16 protein-coding genes are annotated in these 21,538 nt (G+C 71.8%); 11 read left to right on the top strand and 5 right to left on the bottom strand.

Annotated elements, in window-relative coordinates:
• Positions 1 to 26: 26 nt before the first annotated feature.
• From EDF33_RS08905 to EDF33_RS08880, 6 genes are all read left to right on the top strand, one after another.
• The gene (locus EDF33_RS08905; protein ID WP_131880415.1) at positions 27 to 839 is read left to right on the top strand and encodes a fructosamine kinase family protein; all 813 of its coding nucleotides are present in this window, start codon (positions 27 to 29) and stop codon (positions 837 to 839) included.
• Positions 840 to 1,028: 189 nt separating this feature from the next.
• On the top strand, positions 1,029 to 3,209 hold the full coding sequence (locus EDF33_RS08900) for a glycosyltransferase family 39 protein (protein ID WP_243692414.1): 2,181 nt from the start codon (positions 1,029 to 1,031) through the stop codon (positions 3,207 to 3,209).
• Positions 3,210 to 3,244: 35 nt separating this feature from the next.
• Positions 3,245 to 3,967, top strand: a complete 723-nt coding sequence (locus tag EDF33_RS08895) for a response regulator transcription factor (RefSeq protein WP_131880413.1) — start codon at positions 3,245 to 3,247, stop codon at positions 3,965 to 3,967.
• The gene (locus EDF33_RS08890) at positions 3,964 to 5,553 is read left to right on the top strand and encodes a HAMP domain-containing sensor histidine kinase (protein WP_207906663.1); all 1,590 of its coding nucleotides are present in this window, start codon (positions 3,964 to 3,966) and stop codon (positions 5,551 to 5,553) included. The genes EDF33_RS08895 and EDF33_RS08890 overlap by 4 nt, the downstream gene beginning before the upstream one ends.
• A 108-nt stretch (positions 5,554 to 5,661) precedes the next feature.
• Positions 5,662 to 5,931: a hypothetical protein gene (locus tag EDF33_RS08885; RefSeq protein WP_123291791.1), complete on the top strand. Its 270-nt coding sequence runs from the start codon at positions 5,662 to 5,664 to the stop codon at positions 5,929 to 5,931.
• A 273-nt stretch (positions 5,932 to 6,204) separates the two neighbouring features.
• A complete protein-coding gene (locus EDF33_RS08880; RefSeq protein WP_111084734.1) occupies positions 6,205 to 6,693 on the top strand; it encodes a hypothetical protein in 489 nt (162 codons plus the stop codon).
• A 57-nt stretch (positions 6,694 to 6,750) separates the two neighbouring features.
• Here EDF33_RS08880 and EDF33_RS20390 read toward each other — a convergent pair whose 3' ends face one another.
• Positions 6,751 to 7,581 (bottom strand): helix-turn-helix transcriptional regulator, encoded by an 831-nt coding sequence (locus tag EDF33_RS20390; protein WP_131880411.1) that lies wholly within the window; start codon positions 7,579 to 7,581, stop codon positions 6,751 to 6,753.
• Between the two features lie 131 nt (positions 7,582 to 7,712).
• Here EDF33_RS20390 and EDF33_RS08870 point away from each other — a divergent pair, with 131 nt between their 5' ends.
• The 3 genes from EDF33_RS08870 (at position 7,713) to EDF33_RS08860 (ending at position 16,695) form a co-directional block, all read left to right on the top strand.
• Positions 7,713 to 8,999 (top strand): bifunctional glycosyltransferase family 2/GtrA family protein, encoded by a 1,287-nt coding sequence (locus EDF33_RS08870; RefSeq protein ID WP_243692413.1) that lies wholly within the window; start codon positions 7,713 to 7,715, stop codon positions 8,997 to 8,999.
• Positions 9,000 to 9,340: 341 nt separating this feature from the next.
• Complete coding sequence (locus tag EDF33_RS08865; RefSeq protein ID WP_132099840.1) at positions 9,341 to 14,908, top strand: glutamate synthase-related protein; 5,568 nt, start codon at positions 9,341 to 9,343, stop codon at positions 14,906 to 14,908.
• On the top strand, positions 14,905 to 16,695 hold the full coding sequence (locus tag EDF33_RS08860; protein ID WP_123938423.1) for a sulfite reductase subunit alpha: 1,791 nt from the start codon (positions 14,905 to 14,907) through the stop codon (positions 16,693 to 16,695). The genes EDF33_RS08865 and EDF33_RS08860 overlap by 4 nt, the downstream gene beginning before the upstream one ends.
• Positions 16,696 to 17,093: 398 nt before the next feature.
• On the opposite strand, the gene EDF33_RS08855 is transcribed toward EDF33_RS08860, so the two are convergent.
• The 4 genes from EDF33_RS08855 to EDF33_RS08840 are packed head-to-tail and all read right to left on the bottom strand — an operon-like array spanning position 17,094 to position 19,939.
• Positions 17,094 to 17,489 carry an ATP-dependent DNA ligase gene (locus EDF33_RS08855; RefSeq protein ID WP_123938424.1) on the bottom strand — a complete coding sequence of 132 codons (396 nt, stop codon included), beginning with the start codon at positions 17,487 to 17,489 and terminating at the stop codon, positions 17,094 to 17,096.
• 8 nt (positions 17,490 to 17,497) lie between these two features.
• Positions 17,498 to 18,640, bottom strand: a complete 1,143-nt coding sequence (locus EDF33_RS08850) for an alpha/beta fold hydrolase (protein WP_132099839.1) — start codon at positions 18,638 to 18,640, stop codon at positions 17,498 to 17,500.
• Between the two features lie 4 nt (positions 18,641 to 18,644).
• Positions 18,645 to 19,550 carry a hypothetical protein gene (locus tag EDF33_RS08845; protein WP_132099838.1) on the bottom strand — a complete coding sequence of 302 codons (906 nt, stop codon included), beginning with the start codon at positions 19,548 to 19,550 and terminating at the stop codon, positions 18,645 to 18,647.
• Complete coding sequence (locus tag EDF33_RS08840) at positions 19,550 to 19,939, bottom strand: hypothetical protein (RefSeq protein ID WP_123938427.1); 390 nt, start codon at positions 19,937 to 19,939, stop codon at positions 19,550 to 19,552. The genes EDF33_RS08845 and EDF33_RS08840 overlap by 1 nt, the downstream gene beginning before the upstream one ends.
• Before the next feature lie 158 nt (positions 19,940 to 20,097).
• Here EDF33_RS08840 and EDF33_RS08835 point away from each other — a divergent pair, with 158 nt between their 5' ends.
• Together EDF33_RS08835 and EDF33_RS08830 are read left to right on the top strand one after the other, a co-directional pair.
• Positions 20,098 to 20,442: a metalloregulator ArsR/SmtB family transcription factor gene (locus tag EDF33_RS08835; protein WP_123291783.1), complete on the top strand. Its 345-nt coding sequence runs from the start codon at positions 20,098 to 20,100 to the stop codon at positions 20,440 to 20,442.
• Positions 20,442 to 21,425 (top strand): SRPBCC family protein, encoded by a 984-nt coding sequence (locus EDF33_RS08830; RefSeq protein WP_132099837.1) that lies wholly within the window; start codon positions 20,442 to 20,444, stop codon positions 21,423 to 21,425. The genes EDF33_RS08835 and EDF33_RS08830 overlap by 1 nt, the downstream gene beginning before the upstream one ends.
• Positions 21,426 to 21,538: the final 113 nt, after the last annotated feature.

The following is a 21,538-nucleotide window of genomic DNA, read 5'->3' as shown; positions in this document are numbered from 1 at the left end:
CGGGGACCCCTCGGCAGGATGGACCGATGGCCGAGACGCACGTGAAGACCTTCACCACCCCGGACGAAGCGGCAGCCGAAGCCGCCGGCCTCGGCTGGCTCGCCGAGGCCGAAGACGCTGGCGGCACCAGGATCGCGCGGGTGCTGGACCGGCCGGCCACGACCGTGCTCGACCTCGAGCTGATCACTGACGGCTCCCCCACCGCCGCACAGGCCGAGCGCTTCGGACGCTCCCTCGCGCACACCCACGCCGCCGGCGCCGACCACTGGGGCGCACCGCCCGCCGGCTGGACGACGGGTTCCGCGCTCCGGATGGGACGCTCCCGCACCCCGTTCGTCGACGCAGCGCATGCACCGAGTACCTGGGGCGCGTTCTTCGCCGAGTACCGGATCCGCGACTTCGTCCGCCGAATCGTCGACGCCGGCGGGTTCGACCACGCCCAGGCGGCCGTGTTCGAGCGGGTCGCCGACCGGGTGCAGGACGGCACGCTCGGGTCGCCGCAGCCCGCACTCGTCGGGGACCGGCCCGCGCGGCTGCACGGCGACCTGTGGGCCGGCAACGTGCTCTGGCCGACGGACGCGTCCGAACCGACCGGCGCGGTGCTCATCGACCCGATCGCGCACGGCGGGCACGCCGAGACCGACCTGGCGCTGCTCGGACTGTTCGGGCTGCCTCGGTTGGAGACGGTGCTCGCCGCCTACGACCGGGAGTCGCGGCTCGCCGACGGCTGGCAGGAGCGCGTCGAGCTCCACCAGCTCGCGCCGCTGCTGCTGCACGTGTTCCTGTTCGGTGGGTCGTACACGGGGGCGGCCCTGCACGCGGCGCAGCGGTACGCCTGACCCGCGCACGGTGCGGGCTCGCTCGGCCCGTGCGAGGTTGCTCGACCGGGGACCGGCGCCGCACCGTGCGCCGCCCCAGCCCCGCCAGCCCGGCCGGCGCCGAGTCAGCCAACCTCGCACCGTGCATCCTTAGGCCGCGCACAGCCGGCGCAGTGCCGCGCTCGGGGAACGCCCCGGATGCTCATCGACATGACCACGTACCCGATACCCGTGACCGATCGAAGGGGCCCCGCGCTGACCGACGCGCAGGATCGGCGTCGCAAGCCGCTCGCCCGCCTGTTCCTCGGCGAGCGCGAGGACGCCCGCTGGCTCCGGCCGGCGTTCTGGGCGCTCCTCGCCGTGACCGCCGTGGTGTACCTCTGGGACCTGAGCGTCTCGGGGTACGCCAACAGCTTCTACGCCGCCGCCGTGCAGGCCGGCACGAAGTCGTGGGAGGCGTTCTTCTTCGGCTCCCTCGACTCGTCGAACTTCATCACGGTCGACAAACCCCCGGCGTCGCTCTGGGTGATGGTGTTGTCGGCCCGGCTGTTCGGCTTCTCGAGCTTCAGTCTGCTGCTCCCCCAGGCACTCATGGCCGTGGGCTCGGTCGCGCTGGTGTGGGGCACGGTCCGTCGCACCCTCGCCCGCGTCGGCACCACCACCGCGAACGTGGGCGCCCTGCTCGCCGGCTTCGTCGTCGCGGCCACGCCGGCGGCGGCCCTGATGTTCCGCTTCGACAACCCGGACGCGATGCTCGTGTTCCTGATGACCGTCGGCGCGTACTGCACGGTCCGGGCACTGCCGCGGGGCAGCTGGAAGTGGATCGCCCTCGCCGGGGTCGCCCTCGGCTTCGCGTTCCTGACGAAGATGCTGCAGGGGCTGCTCGTCCTGCCGGCCTTCGGCCTCGTCTACCTGTTCGCCGCCCGCACCACCTGGGGCAAGCGCGTCATCGGGCTGCTCATCGCCGCTGGGTCCCTCGTGGTGTCGGCCGGTTGGTGGATCGTCGCCGTGTGGCTGTGGCCGGCCGAGTCCCGCCCGTACATCGGCGGTTCGACGAACAACACCGTCCTCGACCTGGTGTTCGGCTACAACGGCCTCGGTCGGATCTTCGGCGGCTCGGGCAACGGTGGCGGAGGCGGTGGCATGACCGGCGGCACAGCGGGTGGCTCCTTCGGTGGCTCGACGGGCCTGAACCGGCTGTTCTCGTCCGAGATGGGGCTCGAGATCTCGTGGCTCCTGCCCGCAGCGCTCATCGCACTGGTGGTCGGTCTGGTCGTCGTCGGACGCCGTCACCTGGCCGACCCGGCCCGCGCCGGACTCGTCCTGTGGGGCGGCTGGCTCCTGGTCACCGGCCTGGTGTTCTCGTACATGTCCGGCACGATCCACCCGTACTACACGGTCGCGTTGGCACCGGCGATCGCCGGGCTCGTCGGCACCGGTGGCGCGCTGCTCTGGCACGCACGAGCGCGGTTCGTCGGCCGGCTCGGCCTGGCCGCGATGATCGGCATCACCGCCTTCTGGGGCTGGTGCCTCCTCAATGAGAACCCGACGTGGCTGCCGTGGCTCCGCTGGGTGATGCTGGCCGGCGGGCTGCTGTCCGCAGCGCTCGTGGTGATGGGCAGTGTCCCGTCGCTCCGCAAGCTGGTCACGGTCGGCGTCCTCGCGGGCACCCTGTTCGGGCTCATCGGCACCACGGCCTACGCCCTCGCCACGACGACCGTCGCGCACTCCGGTTCGATCCCGAGCGTCGGTCCGGCGGGCAGCAGCTCCGGTGGGATGGGCGGCGGCACCGGCGGCTTCCCGGGAGGCACGGGCGGACCGGGTGGGTCGACCTCCGGCTCCGACGACGGCGGCTCCGACAGCACGTCCGACTCCCAGCAGGGTCCCGGCGGGACCCCGCCGGAGGGCGCGTCCGGCGAGGCGCCGGAGATGCCGGACGGCACGTCCGGCACGGCACCGGGCAGTGGCCAGGACGGCACGGACGACGCGACCTCCGAGGGTGGGTCGGGGACGGGCCTCCAGACCGGGGGCGGTGGCGAAGGTGCGTCGACCTCGTCGGCACTGCAGAAGCTGCTCGAGGCGTCCGACGCGAAGTGGGCGGCCGCCGTCAACGGATCGCAGTCGGCCGCGCAGCTCGAACTCGACACCGACACCGCCGTCATGGCGATCGGTGGCTGGTCGAGCGACCCGGCACCCACGCTCGCGCAGTTCAAGGCGTACGTCGCCGACGGGGACATCGGGTACTACGTCTCCTCCGGCTCCGGCTCCGGTGGCGGCGGCATGGGCGGCGGGTCGTCCACCGCATCGGCGATCCAGGAGTGGGTCGCGGCGAACTACGAGTCGACGACGGTCGGCGGGCAGACCGTCTACGACCTGAGCAGCACGAAGTGATCGACGACGAGGGCGCGGTGGATAGGCTCGCGGACGTGACCGGCCAACCGCTGCAGCGCACCGACGGCTCACCCGTCCGCGCCCTCGTCGTCGACGACGAGCACGCCCTGGCCGACGCCGTCGCCCTCGCGTTCGAGGGGGACGGCTGGGCCGTGCGGGCGGTGCACCGAGGACGCGACGTCCTGTTCGCCGCGCGGGAGTTCCAACCCGACGTCATCGTCCTCGACGTGATGCTGCCGGACATCGACGGGTTCGAGGTGCTCGAGCGGCTCCGCGACTCCCGCGACGCCGTCCGTGTGCTCTTCCTCACCGCGCGCGACGCCCCCGAGGACCGGCTCGCCGGACTCACCGGCGGCGGGGACGACTACCTGACGAAGCCCTTCGGCATCGACGAGCTGCTCGTCCGGGCGCGGATCCTCGCACGGACCTCCGCTCGGGTCGCAGCGGTGGGCGGGAGCGCCGAGGTGGTGGTCGGTGACCTCCGCCTCGACGAGGACGCCCGCGCCGTCAGCCGTGCCGGCGAACCGATCGAGCTCACACCGACCGAGTACGAGCTGCTGCGGCACCTGGCGCGGAACGCCAACCGGGTGCTCTCGCGGGAACAGCTGCTCGCGGGCGTCTGGGGCATGGACTTCGGGTCGTCGTCGAACCTGGTCGACATGTACGTGTCGTACCTGCGGAAGAAGCTCGACGCCGGACGCGAGCCGATGCTGCAGACCGTGCGCGGGGCAGGGTACGTCTTGCGGCCGACGACGTGAGCCGATCGACGAAGGCGATCCGGGCCCGTCCGACCCGCGCCGGACGGGTGCCGTCGTTGCGGTGGCGGGTCGTGGCTGCCGTCGCGCTCCTGCTCGTCGCGACGAACGTCGTCGTCGGAGCGGTGACCGTCGTCGCGTTCCGGGGGTACCTGGTCGACCGCCTCGACGCGGAGCTGTCGACAGCGGCGAACCGGACCGTCGGCGGCCGGGACGGCGCGGACGCACCCACCGGCCCGCCGCCCGGGTCGTCGTCGGGATCGTCGTCGGGATCGTCGTCGGGATCGTCGTCGGACCGTCCGGATCCGGACAACGCCTTCATCGGGGCGCCGGGGCAGTCCGCCGGCACCGTCGTCGCGATCGTCCGCGACGGCACCGTGGTGCTCGGCGGGTACACCGACAGCGACGGCGACCAGCACGGGCTCTCGTCGGCACAACGGCGGACGCTCACCGCGGTCGACAGCGGCGCCGCCCCCGCGACGATCGACCTCGGCTCGCTCGGCACCTACCGGGTGCAGGCGGTCGGGGACGACGGCGACGTGTTCGTCACCGCACTCCCCCTCGGCGACCTGAACGCCGCCATCGCCCGCCTGTTGCTCGTCATCGGGATCGTCACGGTGCTGGGCCTCGTCGTCGCAGCGTGGGCCCTCGCACTGCTCGTGCGGCGGTCCCTCCGACCGCTCGAACGCGTCGCCGCGGTCGCCTCCGGGGTGACCGACCTCGACCTCGAACGCGGCGACACCGACATCCCGGTGCGGGTCGCCGACGCCGACCTCACCGCGAACCGCGAGGTCGGGCAGGTCGGCACCGCACTGAACCGGCTGCTCGGGCACGTCGCCCGGGCGCTCACGGTGCGCCGCGACGCCGAGGCCGGCATGCGGACATTCGTCGCCGACGCCTCGCACGAGCTGCGGACGCCGATCGCGACCGTCCGGGCCTACGCCGAGCTGACCGCGCGCTCGTCGGACCTCGACGCGATCCACCGGAACGTCGACCGGATCGGCCGGGAGGCCGTGCGGATGGGCGACCTCGTCGAGGAGCTCCTGCTGCTCGCGCGGCTCGACGCGACGGCCCTGGCGTCCGGGGCTCCGGTGTCCCCGATCGTGCGCGAACCCGTCGACCTGACCTCGATCGTGGTCGAGGCGACGATGGACGCCCGCGCCACCGCTCCCGGGCACCGGTGGACCCTGCAGATCGTCGACGACCACCCGCTGACCGTGACGGGTGACGCGGAGCAGCTGCGCCGCGTCGTGACGAACCTGCTCGCGAACGCCCGGACGCACACCCCGACCGGGACCGCGGTGGTGGTGTCGCTGCAGCGGGTGGGACCGTCCGGTGCTGGTGCGGCCGCTCGCCTCGTCGTGGCCAACGACGGGCCGCCGATCCCGGCCGACGCCCTGCCGACCCTGTTCGACCGGTTCACCCGGGGTGAGGCCTCGCGGACCCGTGCGCAGGGACAGGGGACGAGCGGCCTCGGGCTGGCGATCGTGCAGGCCGTGGTGTCGGCGCACGGCGGGAGCGTGCGGGTGGCCTCCGGCCCCGGTCGGACGGCGTTCACGGTGGACCTGCCGGGGCCGCCCGCTTCGTGACGCCCGCCTCGCCCGCTTCGTGAGCAGAAATGGTCGAGTCCTCTGGCGCGACTCGACCATTGCTGCTCACGAAAGACGCCGATCCCGACGGCGACGCATACTGGTCGCATGACGAAGGAGTACGGCGAGCTGCCGGGTCGCCCGGACCCGTCGGAACTGGTGGTCGAAGTGCCCGCGTTCGAAGACGACCGTCCGCAGCCCGAACCTGCACCGCCGGCGGCCGCACCGGAGCTCGTCGCAGCGACCGAGTTCGCCCGGAGTTCCCACGCGCCGCCGACGATCCGCCGGACCCAGGTCCGTGCAGGGATGTGGATCGCGGGAGTGCCGATCGCGGTCCTCGCGGTCATCGCGATCGTGCAGATACTGCTGCAACCCTGACGGTACCCGCGTGCTCGTTGCGGGTCAGTCGTCACGGACGTCGACGTCTGATCCGCAGAACTCGCCGGGAAAGCGCAAGACCCGAGCGCCCAACCGTCCGGATGGGGCCCGCGCCAGAGGATGGCACGCGCCCGGCGCAACCGTCCGCATCATCAGACGATCGTCCAACGTCCGGGCCGAACGCGTGCAACCCGGCACCCGGCGACGCAGGCTGGGTCCTGTCCGAGCTGGACGACCCACACGGGTCACCACCGCAGAGATGGGAACACGATCATGAACTCGTTCAAGCGCAAGTCCGTCAAGCTCCTCGCCGGCACCGCACTCGGTGGCGCCGTCATCGCCGGGGCGTTCGTCGCGGCACCCGCACAGGCCGCCGAGCCCGCACCGAGCACCTCGGCCTCGGTCGGCGGCAACGTCAACGTCAACCTCGACCCGGTCGCGATCGTCAACGCGATCAAGGACGCCGTGAACGACCAGAGCGACCGCGGCGGCGCCGTGCAGGCCGCGCTCGACGTCGGCTACTGGAACGCGGGCAACCCCGACCGCCTCACCGTCGCGGTGGTCAACAAGAACCAGGACATCACGGTGTCCGGCGACGTCGCGGACGCGCAGTCGATCGACATCAAGGGCGGCAACTACGTCATCTACTGGTTCAAGGGCCCCGGCTCGATCACGAACAACGGTGACGGTGGCTGGCTGAACTGGGGTGCGTTCGGCAACATCGAACGCATCGACAACGTCATCCACGTGAACGGCGGCTGATCCGCCAGCGCTGATCCGTCCGTCGGCGCTGCACCGACGCCCCCGGGGACCACGGTCTCAGGGGGCGTCGTCGTGCGCGGCGGGACGCTCGGCGGCGGGCTCGATCGCCGGGGGCCAGGTCCGTGCTGCACCGCGGACCTCGCGCCGTGCACGGATCCACCCCTTCACGAAGGCGACCGACACCAGCGCCGTCCGGTTCGGCGCCTTCCACGACTTCATCAGCCGTCCGAGGTGCCACGCGACGGCCTGGCGACTGTAGGCCGTCTCCTTCGCGATCTCGTCGTTGGAGAGCCCCTGCGCGGCGAGCGCGAGCATCTGTTCCTCGGTCTCGTCGAGGCCGGGCGCACGGGCGACGAGGTCGATCTCCCCGGTGGTGACCGCCGCCGCGGACTCGCCCGCCGATCGCCGGCGCTGCTCGGCCCAGGCCTCGGCCCAGCACGAGCCGAGTTCGTGGGCGACGAGCGAGGCGCGGCTCATCGCGAGCATCGTCCGGCCGGCGTGGTCGAGCGTGACGGCGTGGTCGCGGGTGGCCGTGTGCATGACGAGGGCGAAGACCCGGATCGCCGGCAGGGCCCCGCGGAGCACGACCGACACGTCGACGCGGGGGTCCTCGGCGCTCGCGGCCGCCACCGCGCGCAGCTGGGCGAGGCACTCGCGGTCGACGGGTTCACCGCGCTCGACGGCACGCAGCGCGGCGGGGAGCACGAGCGGGACGATCTCGGCGTACCGGCGTCGCAGCCAGTCGTGGCCGTCCGGTCGGATGCCGTGCAGCGGAGGCGTGAGCAGGAGCTCCTCGAACTCCGGACACCGCTCGTCGAGCGCCAGGCCGAGCCGCTCCCCCGGGAGCAGCACCGCCGATCGGTGTGCGTCGTCGCGCTCGGTCGTCATCGTCCGTCGACCGTATCCGCGCGACACCTGTCGTGTTCGACCGTGACGTGAACGGTCGCCGAACGCCGTTCTTACCGGGAGCACAGCGCACTGCCTCGGTCCGCATGTGCCCGCTGCCGAGCATGAGCGGCATGACGGAGACGAACCAGACCCTCGACATCGACATCGTCGTCCCCTGCTACAACGAGCAGGACACGCTCGCGGCCCACGTGCGACGCCTGCACACGTTCTGCCGGACGTCGTTGCACCACTCTTGGCGGATCACGATCGCCGACAACGCCTCGACCGACGACACCGCGCGGATCGCCGACGACCTGGCCGCCATGCTGCCCGGCGTGCACGCGGTCCACCTGCCCGAGAAGGGTCGTGGGCGGGCGCTCAAGGCCGTGTGGGGTGCATCTCCGGCGACCGTGCTCGTGTACGTCGACGAGGACCTGTCGACGGACCTCGCGGCACTCGAGCCGCTCGTGGCGCCGCTGCTCTCCGGGCACTCCGACCTGGCGATCGGCACGCGGTTGGCGGACTCGTCGCGGGTGGTTCGGGGTAGCAAGCGCGAGTTCATCTCCCGCTCGTACAACCTGCTGCTCCGCACGACGATGGGGGTGTCGTTCTCGGACGCGCAGTGCGGGTTCAAGGCCGTCACGAAACGGGCGGCCGACCAGTTGCTGCCGCTGTGCGAGGACGACGCGTGGTTCTTCGACACCGAGATGCTCGTCCTGGCCGAGCACGCGGGGCTGCGCATCCACGAGGTCCCGGTGGACTGGGTCGACGACGTGAACTCGTCGGTGCAGATCGCCTCGACCGCCACCGAGGACCTGAAGGGCATGTGGCGCGTCTCGCGCGGCATCGCCAGTGGGCGGGTGCCGGTGGGTGCCGTGTACGAGACCATCGGCCGCCGTCCGTTCACGCCGCCGCACGTCGGGTTCCTCGGGCAGGTGCTGCGCTTCGGCGCCATCGGGGTCCTGTCGACCGTCGCGTTCGCGGTGCTGTACGCACTGTTCCGTCCGGCGATCGGGGCGCAGACGGCGGATTTCCTGGCCCTGTTGCTGACGGCGATCGGCAACACCGCACTGAACCGGCGGTTCACGTTCGGTGTGCGGGGGCGTGCCGGAGCCGGGCGACACCACGTGCAGGGGCTGGTGGTCTTCGGAGTCGCCTGGGCGATCACGTCGGGGTCGCTCGTGGTGCTGCACAGCACGACGCCGGGAGCGTCGCACGGTGCCGAGATCCTGGTGCTGACGGCCGCCAACCTGGTCGCGACCTGCGTTCGGTTCGTGCTGTTCAAGGCGTGGGTGTTCCGCAGCGGCCGCCGTCGCCCGGAGCTCATCCGCCCCGGCACGACCCCCGCCGCCGACGCCAGTACGGCGGTGACGGAGCCGATCGCCGTCGACGAACGGACCGGCGAGCGCGCGGCCTGACACCGTGCGGGGCTGGCCACTCGGTGCGGGGTCGTTCGGCCCACGCGGCCCGTCGCACCGTGCGGTGTGGCCCATCCCGTGCGAGGTTGCACGCTCCGTGCAGCGCAACAACAGCGCACCGAGCGGGCAACCTCGCACCAGCCGAACAGACCCGCACGGTGCGACACCATCACACGCCCGGACCCGCGGTGTTGCGTGGGCGGTATACCGCGCCGTAGCATCGCCGTACCGCACCACAATCCCACAGGGCCCGACTGCCAACACCGGTCTGCCCGCGGCGAGCGCTCCATCGATGCAGCCTGGCCGTCCGCTGCCGGCAACGCCCCACTGGACCCGCACACGTGAACCCCACATCTTTCGGTCTCTACGACCCTGCCCGCGAATCGAGCGACTGCGGCGTCGGTTTCATCACCCGACTCGACGGCACGCCCCACCACGACGTCATCCGCAAGGGTGACGAAGCGCTCTGCGCCATCCCCCACCGCGGCGGCAAGTCCGCCGAGGGTGTCGGTGACGGCGCCGGTGTGAGCATCGACCTGTCGGTGGAGTTCTTCAGCGCCATCACCGGCCAGGAGCTCCGCGCCGGTCACTTCGGTGTCGCGAACTGCTTCGTGCCGAGCGGCGCAGGTGCGGCGGCGGACGCCGAGCGCGCCCGTGCGCGGCAGACCGTCACGGACGCCATCGAGCAGCAGGGCTTCGAGCTGCTCGTCGTCCGCGACGTCCCGGTGGACCACTCCGTCGCCCGGCCCGAGGCCGAGCAGTACCAGCTGCCGATCGTGCAGTGGGTCTTCCGCGCGCCCGAGCAGTGGGACCGCACCGAGGTCGACGCGGCGGCGAACCGTGCCCTGCTCACGATCGAGTCGGTGTCCTACGGCGAGGCCGCCGAGCAGCGCGCCGAGCACGCGGCCCTGTACCCGCTGTCGCTCAGCGCCCGGACCCAGATCCTGAAGGGCCGCCTGAACTCGGGCGAGGTCATCGGGTACTTCACGGACCTGCGTGACCCGCGTCACTCGGTGCGGACGCTGTACTTCCACACCCGGTTCTCGACGAACACCGAGCCGCACCCGACGATGGCGCAGCCGTTCCGGCTGATGGCGCACAACGGCGAGCTGAACACCGACCGGAAGAACCGCCTGTCGGACGAGGCGCTGGCGCGAGCCCGCACCCGCAGCATCGTCCGCCCGCCCGGGCAGTCGGACTCGAGCCGCCTCGACCAGACGCTGCAGAGCCGCGTGTTCGACGACGGACTCGAGATCGTCGAGGCCGTGGTCTCGCTCATGCCGCCGGCGTGGGAGAACGACCGCACGCTGACCGCCGACGTGCGGGACATGCTCGAGTACTTCTCGCTGTACGAGGAGAAGAACGACGGCCCCGCCGCCGTGATCTTCAGCGACGGCGACGTGGTCGGCGCGCGCCTGGACCGCCTGGGGCTGCGTCCGCTGCGCACCGTCGAGACCACCGAGTACCTGATGGTGTCGTCCGAGGCCGGTCAGGTCACGTTCGACGCCGACGAGGTCGTGCACCGCGGCCGCATCGAGGCCGGCGGCATGCTCGTCGTCGACCACCGCACCGGTACCCGGATGCGCACGGACGAGGTGCTGCGCATGCTCGCGGCCCGCCGCGACTACGGCACGCTGCTCGACGCCGCGCGTGTGAACCTCGACGACCTGCCCGCTCCGGACTACGAGCGCACGACGACCACCCTGGGCTACGAGGGCGACCTGTCGCTCGCCGGCCGGTACGTGGCGTACTCGCTGAACCAGGAGAGCTTCCGGTTCATGCTCGACCCGATGCTGCAGAACGGCTCGGAGCGGATCTCGGCGATGGGCTACGGCAACGCCATCAACGCCCTGAGCGACACCGAGGGCGGCATGGCGAAGTACTTCTCGCAGCGCTTCGCCCAGGTGACGAACCCGCCGCTCGACTCGATCCGTGAAGCCGACGGCATGAGCATGCGCGTGGCGCTCGGCGCGAAGCCGGACGGCACGGGTTCGACGAGCCGACAGCTCGTCGTGCAGTCGCCGATCCTCGGCCACCTGGACATGGTGCGCCTGCGCGACCAGGACATCGTGCCGCTCGAGCGCTTCGACATGCTCTACGTGCCGGTGCTCGGCGACGAGCAGGCGAACGCGGACGCCGTGCGCGACGCCGTGGACGCCCTGTGCGACGCCGTGGAGCAGTTCGCGGGGACGTCCGGCGGCATCGCCGTGCTGACCGACCGCGAGGTCTCGTCGGCCCGTGCGCCCCTGCCCGTGATCCTGGCCGTGGCCGCCGTGAACCAGCGGCTCATCGAGACCGGGCTGCGCCTGCGGGTGTCCGTCGTCGCCGAGAGCGGTCAGCTGCCGTCGTCACACCACGTGGCGACGGCCCTGGGCTTCGGCGCCTCGGCTGTGTACAGCTTGAGCGCGCGCCTGCGTGCCGAGGAGAAGTACCCCGCCGCGCCGGCCCCCGCCGGTGAGCTCACCGCGACGGACCTCGCGCTGAAGCAGTTCCGCAAGGCCGCCGAGAAGGCGCTGGCGAAGACCATGGGCCGCGTCGGTCTGTGCACCGCCGAGAGCTACATCGGTGGCGCGTTCTTCGAGCCGAACTACCTGGACACCGGCGACGACGTCCTGGCGCGGGTGTTCCCGCACATGCAGGCTCCCGTGGGCGGCGTCGGCTTCGCCCGCATCGCCCAGGCGGCGACGGACTGGCACGAGCGTGCCCGCTCGGTCGCGGCCGAGGGCCAGGTCCCCCTGCTCGGCCTCTTCAAGGAGCGCTCGGACGGTGCCGGCCACTCGTTCGGCGTCGCGAGCGTCCGCGGGTTCGGCGGCATGACCGAGGAGCGTCCGGCCTTCGAGCGCTCCGGCGACTCGGACGCACTGCGCCTGCTGACGCTCGGCCAGCTCGACGACTCCTTCGGCATCACCGACGCGGCGTACCGCAACACCGGCTACGACCGCCTCAGTGACACCGAGATCGACCAGCACCGGATCACGCCGGGCTACGTCACGTTCCTGCAGACCACGCACGACGAGCGGTCGCGCCGTCCCGCTGCGCTCCGCGACGTGCTCGCGCTGCCCGCGGACGTCACCGGCATCGACACGGCCGAGGACTTCGCCCGCGAGCTGGGCCGGTTCTCGACGACCGGCAACGCCAGCGTCACCGTGCGCGGGCTGTCCGGCTCGCGTCCGGCGTTCTCCGACGAGCTTCCGGGAGGCACGGAGCAGTTCCGCCTGCAGCTCGCGTCGACGGGCACGACGGGTGCACTGCGCCACGCGGCCCTGGTAGACGGCCTCGCGCTGCTCTACCCGGGCCAGGTCGACGTCGACGCCGTCGACGCCACCCAGGTGACGCTCCGCGCCACCGGCGCGGCCGTCGGGCTGCTCGCCCTGCTCGAGAGCGCGCCCGACAGCGTCGAGCTCGACGAGGTCCAGCCGGCGCACGAGATCACCCGGACCCTGGCGTCCGGCGCGATGAGCCACGGCGCCCTCGTCGCCACCGCGCACGAGGCGGTGGCGCACGGCACGAACATGGTCGGCGGCATGTCGAACAGCGGTGAGGGCGGCGAGCACCACTCCCGCTACGGCACCATCCGCGGCTCGCGGATCAAGCAGTTCGCCTCGGGTCGCTTCGGCATCTGGGCGGGCTACCTCGCCGACCCCATGCTCGAGGAACTCGAGATCAAGATCGGTCAGGGCGCGAAGCCCGGCGAGGGCGGTCAGCTGCCCGCGCCGAAGGTCACGGTGGACATCGCCGCGGCCCGTGGTGGCACCCCCGGCGTCGAGCTCATCTCGCCGCCGCCGCACCACGACACGTACTCGATCGAGGACCTGGCGCAGCTCATCCACGACTGCAAGGCCGCCCGTGTCCGGGTGATCGTGAAGCTCGTGTCCTCCGAGGGCATCGGCACCATCGCGGTCGGCGTCGCCAAGGCCGGTGCGGACGTCATCAACGTCGCGGGCAACACCGGTGGCACCGGTGCCGCGGCCGTCACGAGCCTGAAGTACGCGGGCCGCTCGGCGGAGATCGGCGTCGCCGAGGTCCACCAGGCCCTCGTCGCGAACGGCCTGCGCTCCAAGGTCACGCTCCGGTGCTCGGGCGCGCACCAGACCGGGTCCGACGTCGTGACGAGCGCCCTGCTCGGCGGCGACAGCTTCGAGTTCGGCACGACCGCGCTCATGATGCTCGGCTGCGTCATGGCGAAGAACTGCAACGTGAAGTGCCCGGCCGGCCTCACCACGAACGCCGAGGCGTTCGAGGGCGACCCGCGTGCCCTCGCGCAGTACCTGCTCAACATCGCCCACGACGTGCGGCAGATCCTCGCCCGCCTCGGCCTGCGCTCGCTGCGCGAGGCACGGGGTCGCACCGACCTGCTGCAGCTCCTCGACCACCCGGCGAGCGTCGGGCGTCTGGACGCCCGCGCCCTGCTCGCGCAGGTGCCGGAGAAGGTCGTGACGGACCCGGAGTACCTCGAGAAGGACTTCCACACCGACGACGCGCTGCTCGAGCGCATCCGCACGGCGCTGGTCGACCACGCCCAGGAGCACGTGCTCGTGCACGGGGTCCTGCTCGGCAACAGCGACAAGTCCGTCGGCGGCCAGCTCGGCATCGACGTCGAGCGCCTGCTCAACCACGAGCTCCGCGCCGAGGACGTCCAGGGGCTGCCCGCCGTGGCGACCGACGACCGCGGGCGCCGCCGGCTGGTCGACGGTGCGGTCACGATCCGTACCCAGGGCTCGGCCGGTCAGTCGTACGGCGTGTTCAACAACGACGGCATCGTGCTCGAGCACACCGGCACCGCGAACGACGGCGTCGGCAAGAGCCAGAGCGGCGGTCGGATCATCGTCCGCGCACCGGGCGGCGGCAGTGCCGACCAGGGCGGGAACGTCCTGATCGGCAACTTCGCGCTCTTCGGGGCCACCGGCGGCCGCACGTTCGTCGAGGGCGAGGCCGGAGACCGCTTCGCCGTGCGCAACTCCGGCGCCACGGCCGTGGTCGAGGGCGTCGGCGACTTCGGGTGCGAGTACATGACGGGCGGCGCCGTGTTCAACCTCGGCGCGTTCGGCAAGGGGCTCGGCAACGGCATGTCCGGCGGGTTCCTGTACCAGTACGACCCGTCCGGTCAGGTCGCCCAGCGCGCCAGCACCGACTCGCTCCTCGTGTTCCCCGTCACCGACACCGAGCGCGGCGCGTTCCACGAGGCCGGCGCGCGCCTGCTGCTCGAGTGGCATCTCGAGGCGACCGGGTCGGCGCTGGCCGAGCGGCTGCTCGCCGACTGGGAGACCACCCGGCAGCACGTCTTCGTCGGCATGCCGCGCGCCCTGCTGCTCTCGCAGGACGCCGGCGAGATCCTCGCGGCGGCCACCCGCTCCGAGCTGCTCGACGAGCTCGCGTCCTCGATCGCCACGGACAAGCTCCGTGCGTTCAAGGTCGACTACCGCGACCAGCGCACCGTCCTCGACGGCCGGGCCCCGGCCCTCGGCGACCAGGGCGACGACATGTTCTCGCTGCTGTCGTCGTACACGGTGCTCGGTGTCGCCCAGGACGTCGCCCTCGAGCGCGTCCCCGGTGCGGGTCCGAACGACCCCCGCGTCACCGAAGCGGTGAAGAACCTCGTCCTGACCGAGGACTTCTCGGTGAAGCAGCGCGTCGTGAAGTACCTGCGCGGCACGCTCGACCGGTTCGCGGACGACCAGCTCGCGACGCTCATCGCGATCAAGCGGCTCGACGACTACAAGCGTGCGCTCACGCAGCGGAACAACCGCAGCATGGACGCACCGGGCACCACGGGGTGGATCATGCACCAGAACGCCAAGAACGACGGCCGCGTCCGCGAGGCCCGCTTCGACGAGCTGCTCGCCACCGCGGCGCTCGAGGACATCGCCCGCCGTGCACCCCAGGCGCCGACCGAGGCGGTGTCCGCGTGAGCCTGCTCCCCCCGACCGGATCGCTGATCCCCGTCGACGCACCGTTCTCGGCTGCCCAGGAGTCCTGGCTGGCCGGGTTCATCGCGGGCATCGCCGCCGCCGGCAAGAAGGCGTCCGGCGCCGCCCCCACGACGACGATCGACGTGCTGTTCGGCACGCAGACCGGCAACGCGGAGTTCCTGGCCGACGAGCTCGTCGCCGGGGCGAAGGCCCGCGGGCTCGGTGGCCGTGCCGCTGCACTCGACGCCGTCACCCCGGAGCAGCTCGCCGGGATGACCCACGTGCTCGTCGTCACCTCGACGTACGGCGAGGGCGAGATGCCCGACAACGCCGGTCTGTTCTGGGAGGCGGTCCAGGCGTCCACCGTGCCGCGGCTCGAGGGGCTGCAGTACGCCGTCCTCGGCCTCGGGGACACCAGCTACGACGAGTTCTGCCAGGCCGGCAAGCTCCTCGACACCCGCTTCGAGCAGCTCGGCGCGACCCGGGTGCACGACCGCGTGGACTGCGACGTCGACTTCGAGGACGCCGCCGCACTCTGGAGCGCCGCCGTGCTCGACCGGCTCGCTGCCGAGGCCGGCGCGACGGGCGCACCCGGCGCGACCACGGGCAGTGGTGCCGACGGCGGTGCCACCGCGACCGGCGGGGCGGGCGCGGGTCGTGCCTCCCGGCCGGGGTCGCAGTGGAACAAGCGCAACCCCTACCCGTCGCGGCTGGCCGAGAACCGGCTGCTCTCCTCGCCGCGCAGCGCGAAGGAGATCCGGCACTACGAGTTCGACCTCGGCGACTCCGGCATCGAGTACGCCGCCGGCGACGCCCTGGCGGTCGTGCCGGTCAACGACGAGGTCTTCGTCGCGGAGCTGCTCGAGCAGGTCGGCGCGAACGGCGGCGAGTCGTTCGACGGCCGACCGATCACCGAGGTCCTGCGGAGCGACCGCGAGGTCCGCACGCCGTCGAAGGACCTCATCGCGGACCTCGTGCAGCGCGCCCCGGCGAGCGAACTCGCCGCGGTCGTCTCGCACGGCGACAAGCACGAACTGGACCGCTGGCTGTGGGGCCGTGACGTCCTCGACCTGCTGCGCGACGCCGGACCGGCCGCTCCCGGACTCGACGAGCTGCTGCCGAACCTGCGCCCGTTGCAGGCACGCCAGTACTCGATCTCGTCGAGCCCACTGGCGCACCCGGACCGCATCCACCTGACCATCGCGTCCGTCCGGTACGGCGACCCGCACCGGATGTACGCCGGTGTCGCGTCGACGTTCCTGGCGGACCGGGTCGACCCCGACGGTACGGTCGACGTCTACCTGCAGCCGAACGCGTCGTTCGGCGTGCCGGCCGACGCGTCCGCACCGATGATCATGATCGGTCCGGGCACCGGCATCGCCCCGTTCCGCGGGTTCCTGCACGAGCGGGCCGCGGCCGGTGCGACGGGGCGCAACTGGCTGTTCTTCGGCGACCAGCACCGCGACACCGACTTCGTCTACCAGGACGAGCTCACCGAGCTGCAGGAGCAGGGCGTGCTGAACCGCCTCGACCTGGCGTTCTCACGCGACCAGGCCGAGAAGGTCTACGTGCAGACCCGGATGCGCGAGCAGTCCGCCGAGCTGTTCGCCTGGCTCGAGGACGGCGGCCACGTGTACGTGTGCGGCGACGCCTCGCGCATGGCGAAGGACGTCGAGGCCGCGCTGCTCGACGTCATCCGCACCGGCCGCGGCCGCGACGAGGACGACGCGCTGTCGTACCTGGCCGACCTGCGCCGCACGAAGCGGTACGTCCGCGACGTCTACTGAGCCAGCAGCCCACGCCCGATGCGAGCAGCAGAACGCCAGGGCAGCAGAACGCCCCGGTAGCGGAACCCGAATCCGACTGCCGGGGCGTCCTGTGGAAGGGTGCCGGTCAGTGAGGCCTGACCGACGAGCCCAGTGGCGTGACGCAAGGACCCGGGTGCGATGACCCGGCTTCCTGGACGACGAGTCTCCTGATCCGGGACTCCCGTCGTGCTCGCCACTCGATCGCCGATGGTTGGTCGGCGCCGGGCGCGCACTGCGTCACGGTCATTCGGGTCCCCCTCCTGCCGCGGTTCGTTGCCGTCACCGGCTCCCTGGATGCCGGCCCGAAGGGACGACTCTGATCCGCGGTACAGAAACCGTACGACGATCACGGGATCTTCGGAACCCGTTGACGGGAATCACTCAGCTGTGGTACCGCTCGGCGTCCCAGAGGCGTCGTCGGCGTCCCCCGGAGCGACCGCTCGCGACCACGCCGAGTCGGCCGCCGTGCTCGTGTCCGTCGGCTCCGGCGTCAGGACGAGTCCCGAACCCGACGTGGCCGAGGCGTAGAGGTCCTCGAGCCAGCTGCGGTTGATCGACGGCACCCGACTGCCGGAGAACTTGAAGTGCAGGCTGACGTTCGGGTTCAGCCAGATCGTGCTGCGGCCGTTGCCGTGGATGACGTCGTCCTTCCACGAGAACGCGAACCGGTGCTCGCGCCGGAGCATGTTCACGATCACGATCTGCAGGTGTGTGAGGGCCCGGTCGTCGATGCGGAGGTCGAGTGGTTGGCCGTCGTAGATGAGCTGACCCATGGCCCCTTCTACTCCATGGTGCCGGTGTGGGCCAGCGATCTCGCCCAGTTCGTGATCGTGGTGTCGAACCAGACGGCGTCGACGTTCCGCTCCCAGGCGTGCTCGGCGGGCTCACTCACCGCCAACGTCACGGTGTCGGGGTGCGCGTCGGCGAACTCCCGACTGACGGCGAAGGGCACGGTGGTGTCCCCCGACGAGTGGATGAGCAGGGTCGGCGGCAGGCTCCGCGGCGCGTGCAACCAGGAGAGCGCGCGGACGTCCACGGGTGAACGGAGACCGACGAGTCGGCACACGAGCGGCAGTGCCATCGCCCGGAGCGCGGCACCGACGACGAACCCGGGGAGCCCGGCACGACCGGCTTGGGAGCGCACCGTGGTCGCCCAGTCGAGCGCCGGTGACACGAGGACCAGTCCGACGAACCGGTCGCGGTGCGCCGACCGTGCCAGCAGTTCGTGGGTGATCGTCGCGCCCATCGACCACCCCACGATGACGAGCCGTTCGGCCCCGTTCGCGACGGCGTGGTCGAGTGCGGCCTCGACGTCGGGCCACTCGCGGGCACCGAGGTGCGAGGCGCGGCCCTGCCAGGGCGCTTCGCCGTCGCCGCGGAACGACGGGACGATCGAGGTCCAGCCGGCCTCGAGTGCCGCCGGCACGGTCCGGAGCGCCGTCACGCGGGTGGTGCGGATGCCGTGCACGTGGACGGCCCAGGTGGCGGCGGGCGCGGCCTCGGGGCCGCCGGGCCGGATGACCCAGGCCGGCGCGGGTCCCACGGGCGTCGCCAGGTCGACCTCCGCCCAGTCGACGTCCATCGCGGCGGGGTCCGGGTGCACGTGCCCGCTCCACCGCACCCGTGTCGACACGTCGCCCGTCGTCCGGACCACCGCACGCCGCACGGTGCCGGCGGCCTCGTCGACGTCGAGCACCGGTCCGACCGTGGTGTGCCCGGTACCGTCGTGCCACAGGCCGTACTCCCCCGGGCGCACGGTGTCGTCGGTGATCGGGAGCCGGATCGAGTCGTCGGTCGTCTCGAGCACCGGGGTCCAGCGGTCGCCGCCGGGCAGCACGATCTTGCCGACGACCTTCCGCACCACGAGCAGGAACGCCGCCGCCAGCACGACGAGCACGCCGAGCACCCACCATACGATCGTCATCGCATCAGCCTCCGAGACTGCGGGTCAGGGTCAGTTCCGCCGAGCGCACCTGGGCGAGTTCGGCGTCGTCGAGGGTACGGCCCTGCACCTCGGCGTCGCGGATCGCGATGACGAGGTCGTAGGTCCGTGCCTGCACGTCGCCGTCCCGTTCGACGGCGCGCAGTTCGTGGCGCCGGGCGATGCGACGGAGCCGTCGGTGGTGCCGACGACACGTCACGTCCCGCCACCACCGGCGGAACGTCAGGGACGCCATCGCGACGACGATGAGGACGATGCCCAGGTAGAACGGTGGGTCGAAGCCCAGACGGAGTCCGTCGCGCAGCGGAGCGGGGAACCACCCGAAGTGGTCGGCGGTGAGGGAGAGGAGCTCGTCGATGCTCGCGATGACCACGAGCGACAGGCCCACCCGGAAGACCACGAGCGCGACCGGGTTGCGCAGCACGCCGTACCGGAGCGTCGCGGCGGCGATCACGCCGACACCGACCATGTAGACCGACCCGTAGAGCCACATCGCCGGCTGGTGGATCTCCCGCACGATGAAGTGGAAGTCGGTGCCGCCCCGGTCGCGCACGGCGAAGAACGGGACGACGAAGGCCACGACCACCACGAGGAGCGCGAGCGGGCTCGCCAACCCCGGCCGTTTCGGCAGGTCGGACGTGCTCGCCCGGAGCATCAGCCAGAAGGCCGCCGTGGCACACACGTTCTGCACCAGGTTGATGAGGTTCGTGCCCCCGAGGGCACCGTCGAGCACGGTCTGCGGTACGACGCTGCCGAGTGTCAGCAGCCCGAGCGCACCGACGCCGGTCGCGCCCCAGGCAGCGCGGCCACGTGGGTTCCGCAACATGTAGGGCGTGCGGGCGAGGAAGATCAGCGCCGCGCACCAGAAGGCGGCGGCGTGCAGGACGGCCATCAGCCGTAGGCCCGCTCGTCCGCGCTCGCGCTGCCGGCGAGCAGCACGGTCGCCAGCTCGTACGCGAACCGCTCGGCGAAGTGCTCGTCGTCGTCCGAGATGCTCACCAGTCCGGTGTCGCCGTCGAGGGCGCGGCGGCACACGTGCCCACCCGAGGCGAACTCGGCGATCGAGGTGGTGGTCGGGGCTCCGGCGTCACCGTGCACGAGGTGTCCGAGCTCGTGCAGGACGCAGTGCATCCGGTACAGCTCGGGGGCGCCGGCCGGCACCAGGACGAGGTTCTCGTGCTCGAACTGCGACACCAACGCGGTGAGCGGTCCCCAGCTCGGACCGTCGACGTCGACCACGCGGGTCGGCTTGCCGACGAACCGCCCGACCCCGGCGACCACGTCCGGGAGCCTCGGCGACGGAGGAAGGGTCGCGACGAGGGCACTGACGGTGTCCGACGCGCTCGAGCCCACTGGCATCGCCCCTTTCGATCTCCGCGGACAGACTACCTGCACGTCCCCCTTGCGCACGAGAGTGGACAGTCGTAACGTACAACCAAATGGTTGTACGAATTGCACTGTCCGACGCCGAGGTCGACCGGGTGTTCCACGCACTGGCCGACGCGACCCGTCGTGACATCGTCCGACGCACGCTCGTCGGGTCCTCGTCCGTCAGTGACCTGGCGGACGCGTACTCGATGTCGTTCGCCGCCGTCCAGAAGCACGTCGCCGTCCTCGAAGGAGCCGGACTCGTGAGCAAGGAAGCACGCGGCCGAACCCGCATCGTGCGCGCCGAACCGGGTCAGCTCGCCCGGGTCCGCGACCTGCTCGACGCCTACGGCGACCTCTGGCGGGGCCGACTCGACCGCCTCGACACCCTGCTCGACACCGACAAGGAGCAATGATGTCCACCACGTCCGTCCACACCGATCCCGAGGCCCTCGCGCTGACGCTCGTCGCCGAGTTCCCCGTCCCGGTCGAGCGCCTCTGGGGCGCCTTCGCCGATCCCCGTCAGCTGGAACGCTTCTGGGGCCCACCCGGCTTCCCCGCCACCTTCACCTCGTTCGACCTGCGGCCCGGCGGCCGCGCCGACTACCGGATGACCTCACCACAGGGCGAGCGGTTCCACGCGGTCTGGCAGGTCACCGAGGTCGACGAGCCACACCGCATCGTCTTCCGCGACCTCTTCACCGACGCCGACGGCGAGGTCGACGACGCGTTGCCGGCCAGCGAGACCGTCCTGTCGTTCGAGACCGTCGGAACCGGGTCGCGGGTGACCGTCCGGTCGTCGTTCGGGTCCACCGCCGACCTCGAGACCATGGTGGACATGGGCATGGTCGAGGGCTACGAGCAGGCCTTCGGACAGCTCGACGCCGTCCTCGCCGACCTGCGCGAGTACGCCCTGGGCAACGGCACCGTCACCGAGCTCGTCGACGACACCCACGTCCGCATCACGCGGGCCTTCGCAGCGCCACGCCACCTGCTGTGGCGGGCGCACACCGAGCCCGAACTCGTCCGGCAGTGGTTGCTCGGACCGGACGGGTGGGAGATGACGGTGTACGAGAACGACCTGACGCCGGGTGGCACGTTCCGGCAGGCGTGGGCGCCGACGGGAGACACCGTGGGCGAGCCGTTCGGCTTCGAGGGCGAGAACCTCGTCGTGGAGCCGGAGCGGCGGATGGTGTCGACCGAGCGGATGACCGGTGCGCCGTTCCCGCCGAACACGAACGACCTGCAGTTCGACGAGGCCGACGGCGTCACCCTGCTGACGCTGCGCATCACCTACCCCGACAAGACGCAGCGCGACGTGATCCTGGCGACCGGCATGACCGACGGCATGGAGACCAGCTACCAGCGTCTGGAACGCGAGGTCCTGTCCGCCACGTGACCAGCGGACGGACGGGAGGCCCGTGGCGGACCCGCCACGGGCCTCCCGTCCGTCACGCGGAAGCGACAGATCCCTGCGAACGTTCCGCACAGATCTGTCGCTTTCGCGGAGGG

The sequence above is a fragment of the Curtobacterium sp. PhB146 genome (assembly GCF_004342995.1).
Taxonomy (GTDB): domain Bacteria; phylum Actinomycetota; class Actinomycetes; order Actinomycetales; family Microbacteriaceae; genus Curtobacterium.
Note: the sequence above shows the minus strand (reverse complement) of the source record. Positions and strands in the feature narration are given on the sequence as shown.

Excerpts from the sequence above, each read along its gene's own strand:
- EDF33_RS08850 (WP_132099839.1), bottom strand. The coding sequence starts at position 18,640 with ATGACGATCGTATGGTGGGTGCTCGGCGTGCTCGTCGTGCTGGCGGCG.
- EDF33_RS20390 (WP_131880411.1), bottom strand. The coding sequence starts at position 7,581 with ATGACGACCGAGCGCGACGACGCACACCGATCGGCGGTGCTGCTCCCG.
- EDF33_RS08855 (WP_123938424.1), bottom strand. The coding sequence starts at position 17,489 with ATGGGTCAGCTCATCTACGACGGCCAACCACTCGACCTCCGCATCGAC.
- EDF33_RS08900 (WP_243692414.1), top strand. The coding sequence starts at position 1,029 with ATGACCACGTACCCGATACCCGTGACCGATCGAAGGGGCCCCGCGCTG.
- EDF33_RS08880 (WP_111084734.1), top strand. The coding sequence starts at position 6,205 with ATGAACTCGTTCAAGCGCAAGTCCGTCAAGCTCCTCGCCGGCACCGCA.
- EDF33_RS08830 (WP_132099837.1), top strand. The coding sequence starts at position 20,442 with ATGTCCACCACGTCCGTCCACACCGATCCCGAGGCCCTCGCGCTGACG.
- EDF33_RS08905 (WP_131880415.1), top strand. The coding sequence starts at position 27 with ATGGCCGAGACGCACGTGAAGACCTTCACCACCCCGGACGAAGCGGCA.
- EDF33_RS08885 (WP_123291791.1), top strand. The coding sequence starts at position 5,662 with ATGACGAAGGAGTACGGCGAGCTGCCGGGTCGCCCGGACCCGTCGGAA.
- EDF33_RS08845 (WP_132099838.1), bottom strand. The coding sequence starts at position 19,550 with ATGGCCGTCCTGCACGCCGCCGCCTTCTGGTGCGCGGCGCTGATCTTC.
- EDF33_RS08870 (WP_243692413.1), top strand. The coding sequence starts at position 7,713 with ATGACGGAGACGAACCAGACCCTCGACATCGACATCGTCGTCCCCTGC.
- EDF33_RS08835 (WP_123291783.1), top strand. The coding sequence starts at position 20,098 with ATGGTTGTACGAATTGCACTGTCCGACGCCGAGGTCGACCGGGTGTTC.